This window comes from Streptomyces sp. NPDC028305, from assembly GCF_055569495.1.
In genome coordinates this window covers 146,903-164,939 of sequence record NZ_JBVHTN010000005.1, presented here as the reverse complement: position 1 = coordinate 164,939, position 18,037 = coordinate 146,903, and the positions used below count along the sequence as shown (strand labels likewise).

14 protein-coding genes are annotated in these 18,037 nt (G+C 73.8%); 2 read left to right on the top strand and 12 right to left on the bottom strand.

The features are described 5' to 3' along the window. Positions 1-8 precede the first annotated feature (8 nt). The 9 genes from ACZ4WQ_RS21705 to ACZ4WQ_RS21665 all read right to left on the bottom strand — a co-directional run bounded on the left by ACZ4WQ_RS21705 (position 9) and on the right by ACZ4WQ_RS21665 (position 11,886). The gene (locus tag ACZ4WQ_RS21705; RefSeq protein ID WP_398373701.1) at positions 9-2,129 is read right to left on the bottom strand and encodes a hypothetical protein; all 2,121 of its coding nucleotides are present in this window, start codon (positions 2,127-2,129) and stop codon (positions 9-11) included. A 280-nt stretch (positions 2,130-2,409) separates the two neighbouring features. Further along, a complete protein-coding gene (locus ACZ4WQ_RS21700) occupies positions 2,410-3,102 on the bottom strand; it encodes a Crp/Fnr family transcriptional regulator (RefSeq protein ID WP_311723721.1) in 693 nt (230 codons plus the stop codon). Positions 3,103-3,490: 388 nt separating this feature from the next. After that, a complete protein-coding gene (locus tag ACZ4WQ_RS21695) occupies positions 3,491-6,208 on the bottom strand; it encodes a polynucleotide kinase-phosphatase (RefSeq protein ID WP_398373699.1) in 2,718 nt (905 codons plus the stop codon). After that, complete coding sequence (locus ACZ4WQ_RS21690) at positions 6,205-7,704, bottom strand: 3' terminal RNA ribose 2'-O-methyltransferase Hen1 (protein ID WP_398373697.1); 1,500 nt, start codon at positions 7,702-7,704, stop codon at positions 6,205-6,207. The genes ACZ4WQ_RS21695 and ACZ4WQ_RS21690 overlap by 4 nt, the downstream gene beginning before the upstream one ends. Before the next feature lie 100 nt (positions 7,705-7,804). Further along, positions 7,805-8,734 (bottom strand): homocysteine S-methyltransferase, encoded by a 930-nt coding sequence (mmuM, locus tag ACZ4WQ_RS21685; protein ID WP_398373696.1) that lies wholly within the window; start codon positions 8,732-8,734, stop codon positions 7,805-7,807. Positions 8,735-8,801: 67 nt separating this feature from the next. Then, positions 8,802-9,725 carry an LLM class F420-dependent oxidoreductase gene (locus ACZ4WQ_RS21680; protein ID WP_311723726.1) on the bottom strand — a complete coding sequence of 308 codons (924 nt, stop codon included), beginning with the start codon at positions 9,723-9,725 and terminating at the stop codon, positions 8,802-8,804. Positions 9,726-9,743: 18 nt separating this feature from the next. Then, on the bottom strand, positions 9,744-10,217 hold the full coding sequence (locus ACZ4WQ_RS21675; RefSeq protein WP_311723727.1) for a DUF6099 family protein: 474 nt from the start codon (positions 10,215-10,217) through the stop codon (positions 9,744-9,746). Positions 10,218-10,376: 159 nt separating this feature from the next. Further along, positions 10,377-10,751, bottom strand: a complete 375-nt coding sequence (locus ACZ4WQ_RS21670) for a nucleotide pyrophosphohydrolase (RefSeq protein ID WP_385346188.1) — start codon at positions 10,749-10,751, stop codon at positions 10,377-10,379. Beyond that, positions 10,717-11,886: an AAA family ATPase gene (locus ACZ4WQ_RS21665; RefSeq protein ID WP_311723728.1), complete on the bottom strand. Its 1,170-nt coding sequence runs from the start codon at positions 11,884-11,886 to the stop codon at positions 10,717-10,719. Before ACZ4WQ_RS21665 ends, ACZ4WQ_RS21670 begins: the two co-directional genes overlap by 35 nt. A gap of 123 nt (positions 11,887-12,009) precedes the next feature. Here ACZ4WQ_RS21665 and ACZ4WQ_RS21660 point away from each other — a divergent pair, with 123 nt between their 5' ends. Continuing rightward, positions 12,010-12,534, top strand: a complete 525-nt coding sequence (locus ACZ4WQ_RS21660) for a hypothetical protein (protein ID WP_311723729.1) — start codon at positions 12,010-12,012, stop codon at positions 12,532-12,534. A 188-nt stretch (positions 12,535-12,722) separates the two neighbouring features. On the opposite strand, the gene ACZ4WQ_RS21655 is transcribed toward ACZ4WQ_RS21660, so the two are convergent. The 3 genes from ACZ4WQ_RS21655 to ACZ4WQ_RS21645 form a co-directional block, all read right to left on the bottom strand. Further along, positions 12,723-13,055: an SH3 domain-containing protein gene (locus ACZ4WQ_RS21655; RefSeq protein ID WP_358847327.1), complete on the bottom strand. Its 333-nt coding sequence runs from the start codon at positions 13,053-13,055 to the stop codon at positions 12,723-12,725. A gap of 325 nt (positions 13,056-13,380) precedes the next feature. Next, positions 13,381-14,820 (bottom strand): NAD-dependent succinate-semialdehyde dehydrogenase, encoded by a 1,440-nt coding sequence (locus ACZ4WQ_RS21650; protein ID WP_398373997.1) that lies wholly within the window; start codon positions 14,818-14,820, stop codon positions 13,381-13,383. A 63-nt stretch (positions 14,821-14,883) separates the two neighbouring features. Further along, positions 14,884-16,149, bottom strand: coding sequence for an aspartate aminotransferase family protein (locus ACZ4WQ_RS21645; RefSeq protein ID WP_398373695.1), 1,266 nt, complete (start codon positions 16,147-16,149; stop codon positions 14,884-14,886). A gap of 204 nt (positions 16,150-16,353) precedes the next feature. Between ACZ4WQ_RS21645 and ACZ4WQ_RS21640 the strand changes: the two genes are divergently transcribed. After that, positions 16,354-18,018: a PucR family transcriptional regulator gene (locus tag ACZ4WQ_RS21640; protein ID WP_398373694.1), complete on the top strand. Its 1,665-nt coding sequence runs from the start codon at positions 16,354-16,356 to the stop codon at positions 18,016-18,018. Positions 18,019-18,037: the final 19 nt, after the last annotated feature.

Genomic DNA, 18,037 nt, shown 5'->3' with positions numbered 1-18,037 from the left:
TCTTCTCCTCACAGCGCTTCCAGCACCTCCCGTATCCGTGTCGCGGCCCGCGGGTCGAGCGGTTTCCGGCCCTCCTGCGCCAGCAGGGGGAGGAAGTCGCACAACACCGCCAGCTGCCGCTCGTCGCCGGCCGCCCGCCGCATCCAGCCCACGAGCGCGTCCTCGGCGGCCCCTGCCGATCTGGCCCAGGTCAGCGCGGCCCGCAGCAGCTCGGCCAGCGCCGTCCGGCACTCGGGGCGAGCCGCCAGCAGCCCCGTGGCCAGCGGCCAGGCGGCGTACGGCGCCAGCTCCGGCGCCTCCCGCAGACCCCACAGGTGCGAGGTGCGGGTCCGGACCGCGCGCAGCGCCGTCAGCAGCGCGAGGTCGCGGCGGGAGCGGCGGGTGTCGGCCAGCCAGTGGGCCAGCCGCCCCAGCACGGCCTCGGGGTCCGCCCCGGCCAGCAGCCGCACCGCGCTGTACGAGGCGGTGGAGCCGCCGTCCGCGGCCGCGATCCGGCCGAGCTCCTCCAGGGACGCGGCGGGCGAGCCGGCCGCCAGTCCGTAGCCGTGGGCGAGCGCGGCGGTCTCGCGCTCCCGCTCGTCGCCGCCCTCGGACCAGCCGCGCAGCAGGCCCGCCACGGCGGGGCGCACCTCGGCGTCACGCGACGCCTCGGCGAGCGCGGTGGCCGCCGCCATGCGCTGCACCGGGCTGTCCCCGCGGGCCAGCGGGAGCAGCAGCTCGGTGAGGCCGTACAGATAGTCGCGGGCGCTGAGCACGCCCGCGGCGACGGCGGCCCGCACCCACACCTGGGGCCGTGGGTCGTCACACAGCCCGCGCAGCCAACGCGCCATCGGGCCGCGCGTGTTGTGGTGGTGGTCCCACACCTCGAAGAGCACAGCGGGCGCCAGCCGGCGGCCCTGGAACCACACCGTGCGGACCGGTACGGAGGCCTCGCCCAGGTCCTCCACGCCCTCCCCGAGCATCGCCCGGGCGGCGGCGGGCAGGGCGTCGGCGGGCGCGGTGAACACCGGGCGCCCGGGCGCGTACTGCGGGTCCAGGGTGACCGCCAGCTCCCAGGCCAGCAGTTCGGCGGCCTCGGCGGTCAGGCTGTGGGACGAGCCGTCGAAGACGGCGAGCGCGATGCGCAGCGCCGCCCGGCGCAGCGCGGGCAGCGCTGCGGGCAGGGTGCCGGGGCGGTCGGCGTCCGCGAACCACGCGCACGCCTGGCGCGGGGCGAACGACCGGCAGCGCGCGAGCAGTTCCGCCTCGGACAGGGCGCCCCGGGCGTGCTGGGCGAGGTGGCGGGCCAGCCGGGCCGCCTCGCCCGGCAGCGGCTCCTCGAGGCCCAGGGCCTCGGTCACCTCGGCGCGCCCGGCGGTCGCGCGGGCCCGGCGGAGGAGGTCCTGCGGCTCGTCGGCCAGCAGGTCGGACAGGTGCGCGTCGAGCACATCGGCCGCGGCCGGGGGCTCGTACGGCACGGCGTGGCGGTGGCCGCGCAGCAGCCGGTCGGCCGCGGCGCCACCGGGGACGAGGACCACCGCGAACGCCTCGTGCTCGGCGAAGTGGGCGCGCAGCCGGTCCAGGAGGCCGCCGGGCCCGAAGTCCGTCGGTTCGGTGGGCAGTTCGAGCAGATAGCCGTGGCCCCGCGCGGTCTTCTCCCCCGCGGGGACCGCGCATTCGTCGCCGGGGCCGGGGCCGGGACCGGCGGCGGGGGCCGCGCCAAGCCGCCAGACGCCGCCGCCGGTCGTCCCGGCCAGCTCGGCCAGGAGCGCGAGCGCGGTCCAGCCGCGCCCGGTGCCGGGCTCGCCGCACAGCGCGAGGAGGTGGGTGCGGCGCAGATGGTCCCGCATGGCGGCGTAGCCCGGGCCCCGGCGGTGGATCCGGCGCAGCCGGACGAGTTCGTCGTGGGACACGGGCCCCTCGGGGAACGGGCCGGCCGGGGCGGAGAGCACTTCGCCCCCGTGGGGCTCGGGATGCGCGTCGTGGCGCAGACTCGCGCGCGCCTCGCGGGCCGCCCGGGCGCCGCCCGACTCGCCCGCGGTGCCCAGCGGGCTGTCCACGGGGATGTCCAGGGGGGCGCCGGTCCGTTCCTCGGGCGGGGTGTTCCGCCGCGTCCGACTGTCCGCGTGGCCGGTCTTGATTCCGCTCATCGCCCCGCCGTCCTTCATGCCTGGTGCCGCTCGTGTCCGGCGCCGCTCGTGTCCGGTGGTCGAAGTGGGCGGCGGGGCGCTGCCCCCGTGCCTCCGCTCCGCCGCCCTTCTCCGGTGTCGGGCGCTGGGCCGCGTACACCCCCGTCGCACACGGCCCGACTCCCGGTACCTTCTTCAGAGTCGCGGCCCGGCGCGCGGACGGCTGTAGCCGTTTACACAGTCGGCGGAGATTCCCGGAGGCCTGCGCGCGGGCGGCCGAAGGCGGACGGGCCGCCCCCGGTCACCCCGTCGCGCGCCCCTCGGCCAGCAGGCGCAGCAGTCCGGTGTCCACGACCACGAAGCGGCGCGAGGCGGTCCGTACGACGCCCTGGTCGCGCAGCAGCCGCAGCGCCTTGGCGACCGCTTCCCGGGTCGACCCCACGGCGGCGGCGATGTCGTGCTGCGGCAGCGGCAGGTCCACGGAGATGCCGCCGTCGGCCTCCGGGCGCCCGGTGCGCTCCGCGAGTTCGACGAGGCGGGCCGCCAGGCGCTGGAGCACCTTCTCGGAGGCCAGGGAGCGGCGCTCGCCGTCGGAGGCGCGCAGCCGGGAGCTGAGCTGACGCATGATCAGGATGGTGGCGGCGGGCCGCGCGGCCAGATACGCGCGGAAGCGGTCCCCGGAGACGATGACCGCCTCCAGCCGCCCGAGCGCGGTGACCGTGGCGCTGCGCGAGCCGTGGTCGACGGCGGCCTGGTCGCCCACCACCTCGCCCGCCCCGCGCAACGCCAGTATCAGCCGGACACCGCGCTCGGTCTCCACCGAGACGGTGGCCCACCCGGAGGTGATGGCGACCACGAAGGCCGTGCGGTCGTGTTCCCGCAACACGACCTGGGAGGGCTCGTACGTCCGTGGTCTGCCGAGCGCGAGCAGCGCGCGCCGGTCCTGCGCCGGGAGTGCCTGAAGGAAGGGCCGACCGCCCTCGAAGAGACTCATCCGCCCTCCCCGCTCGGTGCCACGCGGCGGAGCCGCATATCGATAAGTGCGTCGTCCGGCTCGCGGAGTCGACCTCAACTGTCCCTGTTATCAGGGCTGTTCCAGTTATAGGCACGGCGGGTGGGGGTTGCGGAAGCCCCGCGACAGTCCTGAGACAGTCCGGCGAGAACCCTGCGACCGAGACCCGGGCGACAGCACGCTAGGCACATGTCACTGGCACGTCAATGGCGCCTCGCCGTCCGGTCCCGTCCGGTGCGCAACACGGCCGCCGCGCCCCTGCCCGCCCGAATTTCAGCCCGTCCGGCGTTTGAGGACCGGGGTCCGGGGCGGAGCCCCGGTTGTGGGAAGGGGCGGGTAGGGGAGCAGGCCCGCCGCAGGCGGACCCGCGCTAGAGCCGGGGGTCGACCGGCTCGGACTCCAGGGCCAGCACGCCGAACACCGCCTCGTGGACCCGCCACAGCGGCTCCCCCTCCGCCAGCCGATCCAGCGCCTCAAGCCCCAGCGCGTACTCCCGCAGCGCGAGCGACCGCTTGTGGCCCAGGTGCCGCTCGCGCAGCCGGTCCAGGTTCTCCGGGCGGGTGTACTCCGGACCGTAGATGATCCGGAGATACTCGCGGCCGCGGCACTTGACGCCCGGCTGGACGAGCCGACCGCCCGTGCCGCCCTCCTTGCGCACCAGCCCCGCCAGCGGCTTGACCACCATGCCCTCGCCGCCCGCCTCCGTCAGGTCCAGCCACCACCGCACGCCCCCGGCGACCGACGCCTCGTCCTCCGTGTCGACGATCAGCCGACGGGTGGGGGCCAGCAGCCGGTTCACATACTTCGGGACGAAGGCGCAGATCGAGTTGTTCGCGTAGGCGTCCAGCTCCTCCCGCTCGACGATCCGGTCGATCAGCGCGAGCTGCTGGTCGTGCGGGAGCTCGGCGAGGCTGCGGCCGCGCGCCGCCAGGATCTGGAACGGCGCCAGCCGGATGCCGTCCAGCCCGTCCGTGCCGCGCGGCCCCACCACACGCCGCGCGCCGGTCTCCGACTTCTCGCCCGGCCAGCCCTGCCCCGGATCGCCGACCGGCCAGCAGTAGCGCCGGTAGGCCTCGGTGAAGGCGGCCGCGTCCACGGCGCGTTCGCGCTGCTTGCCGAGCAGGCCGGCCACGTCCACGCCGCGCGCGGCGGCGGACTCCAGGGCCGCGAGCGCCCCGGGGAACACCGCGCCCGAGGCCGCGCCGACGGCCGCGTACTGGTTGCGCAGCAGCCCCTCCGCCTTCAGCGACCATGGCATCAGCTCGGCGTCGAGCAGCAGCCAGTCGGTGTCCAGCTCCTCCCACAGGCCCTCGTGGCCGATGGTGCCGCGCAGCCGCTGCAGGATGCGCTCGGTCGTCGTCGGGTCGTCGAAGAACGGCCGGCCCGTGCGCGTATACAGCGCGCCGGACACGCCCTCCGGAGCGCCGAAGCGCTCGGCCGCGGCCTCCTCGTCGCGGCAGACCAGCACCACCGCGCGCGAGCCCATGTGCTTCTCCTCGCACACCACCTGGCGCACCCCGTCCGCCCGGTAGGCGGCGAACGCCTCCGCCGGGTGCTCCAGGTAGCCGTCCTCCCGCGAGGTGGCGCAGGGGGCCATGGTCGGCGGGAGGTACGGGAGCAGCTTCGGGTCGATCGCGAAGCGGCTCATGACCTCCAGCGCGGCCGCCCCGTTCTCCTCCTTCACCGCGATGCGGCCCATGTGCCGGGTCTCGATGACGCGGCGGCCGTGGACGTCCTTAAGGTCGAGCGGGCGGCCGTCGGCGCCGCCGGGGGCCTCGGTGGTCAGGGGCTTGACCGGCTCGTACCAGACCCGCTCGGCGGGGACGTCCACCAGCTCGCGCTCGGGCCAGCGCAGGGCGGTCATCCGGCCGCCGAAGACACAGCCGGTGTCCAGGCAGATGGTGTTGTTCAGCCAGGACGCCCGAGGCGTGGGGGTGTGGCCGTAGACGACGGCGGCGCGGCCGCGGTAGTCCTCGGCCCACGGGTAGCGCACGGGCAGGCCGAACTCGTCGGTCTCGCCGGTCGTGTCGCCGTACAGCGCGTGCGAGCGGACCCGGCCGGAGGTGCGGCCTTGGTACTTCTCGGGCAGCCCGGCGTGGCAGACCACCAGGGCGCCGCCGTCCAGCACATAGTGGCTGATCAGCGAGGCGATGAAGTCCCGGACCCGGTCACGGAAGGCCGGGTCCGCGGCGTCCTCCTTCTCCAGCTGCTCGATGGTCTCGGCCAGGCCGTGGGTGTGCTGGACGTTGCGGCCCTTGAGGTAGCGGCCCAGCTTGTTCTCGTGGTTGCCGGGCACGCACAGCGCCGCGCCCGAGGCGACCATGCCCATCACCAGGCGCAGCACCCCGGGGCTGTCGGGCCCGCGGTCCACGAGGTCGCCGACGAACACGGCGGTGCGGCCCTCGGGGTGGGTGGCGTCCACGGGGCGGCCGAGGGTGTCGCGGTCCAGGGCGTAGCCGAGCCTGCCGAGCAGGGTCTCCAGCTCGGAGCGGCAGCCGTGGATGTCGCCGATGATGTCGAACGGACCGGTCAGGTGGCGCAGGTCGTTGTAGCGGCGCTCGGTGACGATCCCGGCGGCCTCGACCTCCGCCTCGCCGCGCAGGATGTGGACCTTGCGGAAGCCCTCGCGCTCCAGGGACTTCAGCGACCGGCGCAGCTCGCGGCGCTGGCGCGGGATGACATGGGCGGGCAGGCCCGCGCGGTCGGGGCGCTCGGCGTTGCGCCGCGCGCAGACGCTCTCCGGCACGTCGAGGACGATGGCGACCGGCAGCACATCGTGTTCGCGGGCCAGCTCGATCAGGCTGCGGCGGGCCTGGGACTGGACGTTGGTGGCGTCGACGACGGTGAGCCGCCCGGCGGCGAGCCGCTTGCCCGCGATGTAGTGGAGCAGGTCGAAGGCCTCGGGGGTGGCGCTCTGGTCGTTCTCGTCGTCGGCGACCAGCCCGCGGCAGACGTCGGAGGAGACGATCTGGGTGGGCAGGAAGTGGCGCCGGGCGAAGCTGGACTTGCCGGAGCCGGTGGTGCCGATGAGGACCACGAGGGACAGGTCGGGCACGGCGAGGCCGCGCGTGGCGGTGGTGGTGGTCATGCGGCCGTCTCCTTCGTGGTCGTGGCGGGGATCTCGGTGGTCTGTGCCATGTCGGCTTCGGCGCGGAGGCGGAACAGGGCGAGCTGGGTCGGCGGGCCGACCTCGGGGTCGTCGGGGCCGACGGGCCGGAACTCCACCGCGTATCCGTGGCGTTCGGCCACCGCCTCCGCCCAGCCGCGGAACTCCTCCCGCGTCCACTCGAAGCGGTGGTCGGGGTGGCGCACCCGCCCGGCGGGCAGGGTCTCCCACCGCACGTTGTACTCCACGTTCGGCGTGGTCACCACGACCGTACGGGGCCGGGCGGCGCCGAACACCGCGTACTCCAGGGCGGGCAGCCGCGGCGGGTCCAGATGCTCGATCACCTCGCTGAGCACCGCGGCGTCGTATCCGCGCAGCCGGCTGTCGGTGTACGCGAGCGACCCCTGGACCAGCTTCACCCGCTCCGAGCGGCGCTCGCTCATCCGGTCCAGGCGCAGCCGCCGGGCCGCCTCGTTGAGCGCGCGTATCGACACATCGACGCCGACGATCTCGGTGAACCGCGCCTCCTTGAGCAGCGCGCCCACCAACTGGCCCTGGCCGCAGCCCAGGTCGAGCACCCGGGCGGCCTCGGCCGAGCGCAGGGCGTCGAGGATCGCCTCGCGCCGCCGCACGGCCAGCGGCACCGGCTTCTCCTCGGTGTCGGAGCGCTCGTCGACCGCGTTGTCGATCTCCTCCACCTCCGTGTCGTCCGCCTCCGCGAGCCGCACCAGCTCCAGCCGCTCCAGGGCGCTGCGGGTCAGCGACCAGCGGCGGGCCAGATAGCGGCTGGTGATGAGCCGCTGCTCGGGGTGGTGCTCGAGCCAGCCCTCGCCGGAGCCGATCAGCTTGTCCACCTCGTCCGGGGCCACCCAGTAGTGCTTGGCGTCGTCGAGCACCGGCAGCAGTACGTACAGATGGCGCAGCGCGTCGGCCAGCCGCAGCTCGCCCTCCAGCACCAGCCGGACATAGCGCGAGTCGCCCCACTGCGGGAACCGCTCGTCCAGCGGGACCGGCTCGGCCGTCACCGCCCAGCCCAGCGGCTCGAACAGCCGCACCACCAGCTCGGCACCGCCGCGCGCGGGGAGGGCGGGCACCTCGATCCTCAGCGGCATCGCCCGCTCCGGCAGCTCGGGGCGCGCCTTGCACCGGCCCTTGAGGGCGCTGGAGAAGACGCTGCTCAGGGCGACGGCGAGCAGGGAAGAGGCCGCGTACGGGCGGTCGTTGACGTAGTTCCCCAGGGCCGCGTCGGGGGCGCCGCCCCGGCCCTTGCCCCGGCCCCGGCGCACCAGCGCCACCGGGTCCACCTCCAGCAGCAGCGCCGCCGTGCAGCGCTCGCTGTCCGCCTCGGGGTAGAAGACATGCGCCGTGCCATGGGAGGTCGAGAACCGCTGCGCGTTGTCCGGATGCTTGTGCAGCAGAAATCCGAGGTCGGTCGCGGGGCTCTCGGCGCTGCCGGTGGTGGTTATCGTCAGGAACACCCGTCCGAGTATCGCCGGACCCCCACCGCGTTTCTAATTGTTTAAGCCCGTTCCTCTCGCACGGGTTGCTCGGGTTACTCGCGTTGTTCGGGCCCTCTCCTCACCTCCCCTCGTCGGCCATCACGGCCGCCAGTTCCTCGATCCGGTCCGGCCCCACCCGGCAGCAGCCGCCGATGAGCCGCGCGCCCGCGTCGCGCCACGCCTTCACCCGCGCCGGGTCGAACGTGGCCCGCCCGCGCCAGCCGCGGGCCTTGGCGTCCCACTCCTCGCCGCTGTTCGGATAGACGACCACGGGCTTGCCGGTGGCCTCGGCGGCGATCTCCACCGCCCGGTCGGCGTCGCCCGGCTCGCAGCAGTTGACGCCCACGGCCAGCACCTGGTCGTTCCCCGCCGCCAGGGCGAACGCCTCGCGCAGCGGCTGCCCGGCCCGGGTGTGCTCCCCCGCGATGCTGTACGACAGCCACACCGGCACCCCGCAGCCCTCGACCGCCCGCAGCAGCGCCTCGGCCTCGTCGGTGTCCGGCACCGTCTCCAGCGCGAGCACATCGGGCCCGGCCGCGGCCAGCGCCTCGATACGCGGCCGGTGGAACGCCTCCAGCTCGCCGACGCTGAGCCCATAGCGCCCGCGGTACTCGCTGCCGTCCGCCAGCATCGCCCCGTACGGCCCGACGGAGGCGGCCACCCACACCGGCCGGTCGACGGTGCCGCCGCCCGCGCCCTCCGCCGCCCGGCGCGCCAGCTCCACGCTGCGCTCCAGCAGCGCCGTGGCCTCCTTCTCCGGCACGCCCCGGCGGGCGAACCCCTCGTAGGTCGCCTGGTAGCTGCTGGTGATCAGCACCTGTGCGCCCGCCCGCGCATACGCGGCGTGGGCCTCCTCGATCTGCTGTGGGTCGTCGGCCAGCAGCCGGGCCGACCACAGCTCGTCGGAGAGATCGCAGCCCTGCGCCTCCAGCTGGTTGGACAGCCCGCCGTCGAGGACGAGCGGCCCGCGCTCCAGGGCGGCGGCCAGGGACGTACGGCGGGCAGACATCACAGGTGCTCCTTGCTCAGGGTGGTGCGGTGGTGCGGTGTTGCGTCAGTGCGGTGCTGCGTGGGGTTCAGCCGAGCTGGGCCTGGACCTGGGAGGAGATCAGCTCCAGGTGGTCGAGGTCGTCGAGGTCCAGAATCTGGAGGTAGATCCGGGACGAGCCGGCCTGCGCAAAGCGGCCGATCTTGTCGACGACCTCGGCCGGCGAGCCCGCCAGGCCGTTCTCCTTCAGCTCGTCCACCTGACGCCCGATGGCGCCGGCCCGCCGGGCGACCTCGGCGTCGTCCTTGCCGACGCAGACCACCAGCGCGTTGGAGTACACCAGGTCGTCGCCCTTGCGGCCGGCCGCCTCGGCCGCCGCCCGCACCCGCCCGAACTGCCGCTCACTGTCCTCCGCCGAGGCGAAGGGCATATTGAACTCGTCCGCGTACTGCCCCGCGAGACGGGGCGTGCGGGTCTTCCCATGGCCGCCGATCAGCACGGGCACCTGGCCCTGCGCGGGCCTGGGCAGCGCGGGAGAGTCGGCGAGCTGGTAGTACGTCCCCTCATAGCTGAACGTCTCGCCGACCGGCGTGCCCCACAGGCCGGTGACGATGGCCAGCTGCTCCTCCAGCCTGGCGAACTTCTCCGCCGGGAAGGGGATGCCGTAGGCCCGGTGCTCCTCCTCGTACCAGCCCGCGCCCAGGCCCAGCTCCACGCGCCCGCCGGACATCTGGTCCACCTGCGCGACCTGGATCGCGAGCACGCCCGGCAGCCGGAAGGTCGCCGCCGTCATCAGGGTGCCCAGCCGGATCCGCCGGGTCTCGCGCGCGATCCCGGCGAGGGTGATCCACGCGTCGGTGGGGCCGGGCAGCCCGTCGACATCCCCCATCTTCAGGTAGTGGTCGGAGCGGAAGAACGCGTCGAACCCGAGGTCCTCGGTGGCCTTGGCGACGGTGAGCAGGGTGTCGTAGCTCGCCCCCTGCTGGGGCTCGGTGAAGATTCGCAGATCCATGCGTCCCATCCTGCACTGTCATGCCGCGCCACCCCACTCCAGCACCGTGAGGTGCCTCAGCATTCCGTGCACCCGGTCCCGCGCCTCATCCGCCGCGTCGATCGCCTCGACGCACTGCCAGTAGAGCGCCTCCTCGTCCGTGTTGGAGGCGACGCCGACCAGCGCGAAGCCCGCTTCCGCGAGCAGATCGCCGAGGGCCGGCAGCACCTCCCTCGGATCTCCCACCTCGGTCAGCTGACTCGCCCGTAAGCCCCCGCCGCGCAGGGCGGGGTGGTGCAGCGCGGGGTGGAACAGTGCGCCGCGCGCCCTGCTTCCCGCCTCGCACAGGCCGCGCGCCTCCGCACGCGCCGCCGCCGGGCCGCTCGCCACGAAGCGACTGCCGATCGCCTCCGCGAGCGCCTGTATCTGCCAAGCTTCGGCCACGATGTCGTGCACGGTCCCGGCCTGCGCCAGGGCGCGCCGAGTGACACCGATCAGCCGCATAGCGTCCATGACCCGAACCCCTCTCAACGGACTTCCCACACCCGTCACTCCTCCACTACCCAGAGTGATGACTAACAGGCAGAAAAGCTAGGGGAATTCAGGAATCTGTTGACAACAGTTGCGCTATGGATAACTTTGTCACTACGGAGAGTGACAGATCCAAGATCTTTACCGCTTGGTGGCCGGGAAACGGAGCTCATTGCGGTCGATCTTGGCGGCGAGAGCCTCCAGCGCGTCGATCCCCAACACCTCGCAGAACTGGAGCAGATACGCCAGCACATCGGCGACCTCGTCCTCGACCCGGGCCGCGCTCCCCTCGTCCTCCATCACCCGCGCCGACTCCTCCGGCGTCAGCCACTGGAAGATCTCCACCAGCTCCGACGCCTCGACGCTCAGCGCCGTGGCCAGGTTCTTGGGCGTGTGGTACGGCTGCCAGTCGCGCGCCGCGGCGAACGCGGCGAGCCGACGCTGCAACGCCGGCACGTCCGCGGGGTGGTCCCGGGGCGGGTCATCGGGGTGTCGGTACTCTCGTGCCTCGCTCACACCCCAGGTTTACCACTGTCGCCCCCGTGACCTCCCCTGCCCCCGGCAGGTCCGCCACCGGCGGCTCCGCCACCGTCCCCACCAGCCGGATGTGCCCCCGTGCGCACATCCGCGCCGCGACCCCCAGCAGCGCCCGCGCCTGCCGCCGGTCCAGGCACCGGTCGAACCCGTCGGCCAGCACCGTCAGCGCCTGCCGCGCCGAGAGCGCATCCGCCCCCGCGTCCATCTCCAGCACCCCCGGCCCGGTGAGCAGCACCAGCGCGAGCGCGATATAGCGAAGCTCGCCGTCCCCCAGCCGCTCGACGGGCATCGCCCCCAGCTCCCCCTGGGCCAGCAGCGCCCGCACCACCCCGCCCGCCGGGCCCTCCGTGACCAGGTCCTCCACCGGCCCGGTGCACCCCGCCCGCACCGCCGCGACCAGCGCCGCGTGCCGGCTGCCGCACTCCCGGCTGGTGCGCCGCAGCACCGCCGCGAGGTTCTCGCAGCCGCCCCGCAGCCGCCCGTCCCGCGGCGGCACCGGCGCCCGCATCCGCTCCGGCCGCGGGTCGCACACGAAGACCGACCGCAGCGCCACGACGACCTGCTCGGCGGCGGCCAGCGCGAGCAGCTGCCCCTGGGTGTTGCCCGCCACCCGCAGCGGCAGCAGCGAGGTCGCCAGCCGGTCGTCGGGCAGCGGCGCCCGGGTCACCGCCACCGCCCCCGCCGTGTGCCAGGCGGCCTGCACCCGGCGCCGCCCCGGGTCGCGCAGCGCCGTCTCCAGCAGGGTCTCCCCCGCGCCGGTCATCCGCTCGCCCACGATCCGCAGCTCGGGCTCCGCCTGCACCGCGACATCCAGCCGCACCGGCCCGACCGGGCCGTCCACCGTGCAGCCGATCCGGAAGCCGCGCCGCCCCTGCCCGTCCGGCCGCGCGCGCCGCGGGATATACCCCGCGGGATCGCGGAAGACCTCCTCCAGACGGTGGCCGCCCGCCAGGCGCGCGAGCGCCGCGTACGCCTCCAGCACACCGGACTTGCCGCTTCCGCTGGGCCCGGCGATCAAGGTGAGCGGCCCCAGGGGAAAGGCCGCGCGGCAGTGTGTCTTGAAGGCCGAAAGCCTCAACTCCGTGACGACCGGCCGCAGTCCGGATGCGCTCATGCCCCGGAACGTATCTCCCGCACCGCACCGCCGAACCGTTCCGTCTTCCGTATCTTCCTAATCTTCCTACGATCGGGGGATGGTGGCCGCCCGCCTGACATGACGAACCGAGGAGCACGGGTCTTGCCTGACAGCACGTTCTGGATCGCCGCACTGACCGGCGGCACCGCCGTCCTGGCCAGCTGGGTCACCAGCCGGGGCAACACCCGGGCCGCCCGGATCCAGGCGGAAACCGCCGCCAGGGCCCAGCAGTCGGAGCGGCTCCGCGAGGGCAGGCGCACGGCGTACCTCGATCTGATCGAGCACGCGCACCAGACGGCCGAGGTGTACTGGGAGGTGTCCGCCGCCCAGCGGACCGCCGACCCCGAACGCCGGGCCACCACCCTCGCCGAGCTGGTCGAACGGGAACTCGACGCCTACGGAAAGCTGCGGCGGCGCGTGCGCGTGGTGGAGCTGGAGGGGCCGCCAGGCGCCGCCGCGGCGGCGAACGCCCTCCAGAAGGCGACCGGCCCGTTCCACCGCGCGCTGCGGGGCATGCGGTCCGACGACCCCGAGGCCGTAGGGCACTTCGATGCCGCCTACCGACCCTTCTGGAGCGCCCTCACGGACTTCGTCGACGCGGCACGGGACGCGCTGCACGCGGAATGACCACGAGGAATGACCGGCGACGACGGCGGGCGAGCCCATCAGCGCGTCATACGGCCTACGGGCGGCCAGGCTCCCCTCGCCGCAGGCGAGCGGAGCCTGGCCGCCCCGGGCACGCGCGTGAATTCGACCAAATCTGCTATGGCTTCAGAAATCAGTTGGCGCGCGAGAAGGAATTGCAGCGCGAGTTATCACTTTTCGACGGGGTTGAGGAGGGAGTACTTGACCCAGCCCTTCTTCCCCTTGTTGGCCCCGCTGGTGACCTTACCGTAGCTCCACTTGTAATCCTTGGTGCAGTACTCGGTGAAATCGGTACCCTTGGAAAGGAGTCCAAGGGAGGTGTAACTCGTTCCGGGGCCGCTGCGCAGGTTCACGGCCGCCGAAGCCTCCTTGGTCTGCGTAACGATCAGGTTGCACGCCCTCGGCAGGGATGCCGCCGAGGCGGTCGGGGCGGTGAGCACGGCGCCGCCGAGGATTACGGCAGCGGACGCGGCAGTCGCCGCTATTCGCCGGGCAATTATCACTTCTCTTCTCCTTGATTCGTCAGATGATCGCGATGGATTGCCAACTGAAGCAAGGGGATTCCTGACTCATGAAGCCCCCGTAGGTCAGCGACCCGAAAAAGACGTACTTCCCCAACACCAGCCGGGACAGAATGCACTTGGCCGCCCGGGCGCTTGGGGGTTGCGCCGGCTTGGTCCTTGCTCGGCGCGTCGTGCGCGCTTGGTTCTCACGCGCGCGAAGTAGACCCTACCCGATCATGTAGACGGTCTTTCGCCCCCGCGTACGCCGAGTCAGCGTACGCACACGGCCCGCCCCGTACCGATCAACTCGGTACGGGGCACGCCGTCATCGCACCGGCACCGCCAGGTACTGGAACTCCAGGAACTCCTCGATCCCGACCCGGCCGCCCTCCCGGCCCAGCCCGGACTGCTTGACGCCGCCGAACGGCGCGGCCGGGTTGGACACCAGACCGGTGTTCAGCCCGACCATGCCCACCTCCAGCCGCTCGCCGACCCGGAAGGCGCGGTCCATGCCCTCGGTGAAGACATAGCCGACCAGGCCCCAGGGGGTGTCGTTGGCCCGGCGCACCACCTCGTCCTCGTCCTCGAAGGTGAGGATCGCCGCCACCGGGCCGAAGATCTCCGTCGCCATCAGCCGGCTGCCGGGGTCCACGTCGATGAGCACGGTCGGCGGGTAGAAGCAGCCCGGCCCCTCCGGGGTACTGCCGCCGACCAGCACCCGGGCGCCGCGCTCCACCGCGTCGGCGACCAGCTCCTCGACCTTGGCGCGGCCCGCGCCGTCGATCAGCGGGCCCACGTCGACCCCGTCCTGCGTGCCCGGGCCCACGACCAGCGCGCCCATGCGGTCGGCGAGGCGCCGGGCGAACTCCTCCGCCACCGTCCGGTGGACGAAGAAGCGGTTGGCGGCGGTGCACGCCTCGCCCATGTTGCGCATCTTGGCCACCATCGCGCCGTCCACGGCCACATCCAGGTCGGCGTCGTCGAAGACGATGAACGGGGCGTTGCCGCCCAGCTCCATCGAGGTGCGTACGACAGCGTCCGCGCACTGGGCCAGCAGCAGCCGCCCGACCTGCGTGGAGCCGGTGAAGGACAGCTTGCGGATCCTCCCCCCGCGCAGCAGCGGCTCGCAGACCTCTCCGGCGCGGGAGGTGGTGACGACGTTCAGCACGCCGTCCGGCAGCCCGGCCTCCTTGAGGATCCCGGCCAGCGCCAGGCTGGACAGCGGGGTCTGCGGAGCGGGCTTGAGCACCATCGTGCAGCCCGCCGCGATGGCCGGGCCGATCTTGCGGGTGCCCATGGCCAGCGGGAAGTTCCACGGGGTGATCAGCAGGCAGGGGCCGACCGGGCGGCGCCCCAGCACCATGCGGTTGCGGCCGTCCGGCAGGACGCCGTAGCCGCCGTCGATCCGCACCGCCTCCTCGGAGAACCAGCGGAAGAACTCGGCCGCGTACGCCACCTCCCCCCGCGCCTCGGCCAGCGGCTTGCCCATCTCGGAGGTCATCAGGGCGGCGAGTTCATCGGTGCGGGAGAGGATGATCTCGTAGGCGCGGCGCAGGATCTCGCTCCGGGCGCGGGGAGCCGTACGGGCCCACTCCTGCTGCGCCTGGACGGCCGCGTCCTCCGCGAGCCGGGCGTCCTTGGGGCCCGCGTCGGCGACCTGGCAGAGGATCTCCCCGGTGGCGGGGTCGTCCACGGGCATGGTGGCGCCGTCCGCGGCGTCCGCCCAGGCACCGGCGATGAACAGCTGCTTCGGAACGTCGTCGATGATGCTCACGGAATCACTCCTGACGGGTCAGCGGGGTCGAGTCGTGCTGCGAGATGACGGGCGTCAACGGCCCGTCGGCGAAGTGCCGACCGCCACCGCGTTCTCCCACGCCCGCAGGCCCTCGTCAATCGCCGCCTCGTCGATCACGAGCGCCGGGATCATCCGCACCACCTGGTTCCAGGCCCCGCACAGCAGCAGAAGCAGCCCCTCGTCCACGGCGGCCCGCTGCACCCGGGCGGCGGTCTCGGGGTCGGGCTCGCCGTCCTCGGTGACGAACTCGCCGGCCAGCATCAGCCCGAGGCCCCGTACGTCCCCGATGGCCGGGGTCCGCTCGGCCACCGCCTCAAGGCCCAGGCGCAGCCGCGCCCCCATCGCCTCGGCGTTCTCCACGAGCTTCTCGTCGCGCACGACGTCGAGGGTGGCGCAGGCCGCGGCGCACGCCACCGCGTTGGCGCCGTACGTGCCGCCCTGCGAGCCCGGCCACGCCTTGGCCATCAGCTCCTCGGAGGCGGCAATGCCGGACAGCGGGAAGCCGCTGGCCAGCCCCTTGGCGGTGACCAAAATGTCCGGCACGACGCCGAAGTGCTGGTGTCCCCAGAACCGTCCGGTGCGGCCCACGCCGGTCTGCACCTCGTCGAGGATCAGCAGGAAGCCGTGGCGGTCCGCCCGCTCCCGCAGCCCCTCCAGGAAGGCGCGGGTCGCGGGCACGTATCCGCCCTCGCCGAGCACCGGCTCGACGATGACCGCGGCCGTGTCGGCGGGCGAGGAGATCGTCTGGAGCGTGTAGTCGAGCTCCCGGAGCGCGAAGCGGGTGGCGGTCTCCTCGTCCCAGCCGTACCGGTAGGCGGTCGGGAACGGGGTGACGACCACCCCGCTCATCAGCGGCGAGAAGCCGGACCGGAAGCGGATGCCCGAGGTGGTCATGGCGGCGGCGGCCACGGTCCGGCCGTGGAAACCACCGTGGCAGACCAGGACGTTGGGGCGGCCGGTGGCCTGGCGGGCCAGCCGCAGCGCGGCCTCCACGGCCTCGCTGCCGGAGTTGGTGAAGAACAGGCTGTCCAGGCCGGGCGGCAGCACCTCGCCCAGCTTCTCGACCAGCCGCCGCAGCGGCGGGTGCATGACCGTCGTGTACTGGCCGTGGACGAGCGTGCCCACCTGCTCCTGGGCGGCCGCGACCACGCTGGGGTGACAGTGGCCGGTGCTGGTGACCCCGATGCCCGCGGTGAAGTCGAGGTAGCGGCGCCCGTCCTCGCCGTAGAGGTGGACGCCCTCGCCCCGGACCGCCACCACGGGTGTGGCCTGGCGAAGGTGCGGCGACAGTGCGGTCATATGCGTCTCCGGCCTGGGTGGTGGTGTGTGCTTCGGCCCTTCGAGGATTCCCACCGCCCCGGCCGTCGACAACGCGTGAACTGTCCAGGGCGGCCGCGTCGTTCGGACAGTGTGTCAACCGCACGGCCCTCTCGGCCGCCCTCCGACCGCTCTTGCGCAGGTCAGCGATGCTTGTCAGAGTGGCCCGACACGCAGGGAGGCGCCGTGGGCGAGAACCACCGGGCGGCCGGGCCACCGGACGCGGACGGCCCGGGCGCGACCGCGGTCGGCCACCCGCTCACCGTGGCCGACGTGCTGGCCTTCCCCGTCCTGGCCGCCGGGCAGCCCCGGGTGGTCACCGGCGCGGCCGGACTCGGCCGCCCGGTCCGCTGGGTCCACATCACCGAGCTGACCGACCCCGCCTCCTTCCTCAAGGGCGGCGAGCTCGTCCTGACCACCGGCATGCCCCTGCCCGAGGACGCGGCGGGGGTGCGCCGATACGTGGACGAGCTCGCCGACATCGGGGCCGCCGCGCTGGTCATCGAGCTGATCCGGCGCTACCACCGGCCGCCGCACGCGCTCGTCCAGGCCTGCCGGAACCGTGGCCTCCCCCTGGTCACCCTGGCGAAGGACGTCAACTTCCTGGAGGTCACCCAGGTCGTCCACGCGCGCATCCTCGGCGACCAGGCGGAGGCGATGCGCAGGACCCAGCGGATCCACGAGGCGTTCACCGCGCTGACGCTGCGCGGCGCGGGCCCGGAGGACGTGGTGCGCGCGGCGGCGGAGATGAGCGGCCACACGGTCGTCCTGGAGAACCTGGTGCACCAGGCGCTGATCTGCGAACCCTCCGGCTCCACGGTGGAGGATGCGCTCAGCGGCTGGGAGCAGCGCTCCCGGGCGACCCCGCCCGGCGACCACGCGGAGGTGCTCGGGCCCGAGGGCTGGCTGGTGGCCCCCGTGGAGTACCAGGGGGAGCGCTGGGGCCGGGTGGCCATGCTGCCCGCCGGGCACTCCGATGCCTCCGCTTTCGGGCCCGAGGACGTGGCCGTGCTGGAGCGTACGGCGATGGCGCTGACCATCGCCCGGCTCATCCACGCCACCCCCTGGGAGCGCACGGCGCAGCGCAGCGCCCTGCGCCACCTCGCCGAGCAGCGCCACCGCTCGCCCGAGGACGCCCGCGCCCGCTTCGCCGCGCTGGGCCTGCCCGCCGACGCCGGACGTTTCGTCGCCGTCCTCATGGACCTGCGAAGCAGCGCCGACGGCGACGGCGCGGAGCCGGAGAGCCGGCTGTCCTGCGAGCTCCGGACGGCGGGCGTTCCGGCGCTCGTCGGCGCCCTGTCCCCCGGCCGGATCGGCCTTCTGCTGGCCCTGCGCCCCGGCCGGCCGTGGCGGCCCACGGTCGAACGGCTCAGCCGCGTCGCGCTGGACCTGGACCCGGGGGCGGTGGTGAGCGTCGGCTCCGAGGTCACGGACCTCTCCGACGCCGCCCGTTCGCTGCGCGAGGCGGCCCGCGTGGCCGAGGCGGCCCTGCCCGGCCAGCCCCTCCCCGCGGGCAGGTCCTTCCACGAGCTGTCCGACATCGGGCTGCGCCGACTGCTGTACGCGCTGCGCGAGGACACCCGCATCCAGAGCTACGCCGAACGGCAGCTCGGCCGGCTCATCGACCACGACGCCCGGCACCACACCGACCTGCTCGCGACCCTGCGCCACTACCTGGACGCGGCGGGCAACAAGACCACGGCGGCGCGCCGCGGCGGCCTGTCCCGGGAGACCGTCTACCAGCGCCTGCGCACCATCGAGCGGCTGCTCGACTGCGACCTCGAATCCGGCGAGCAGCGCATAGAGCTCCAGGTGGCCCTCGCGGCGCTCGACGTCCTGCGGGTGCGCTGAGCCGTCATACGGCGGCTGT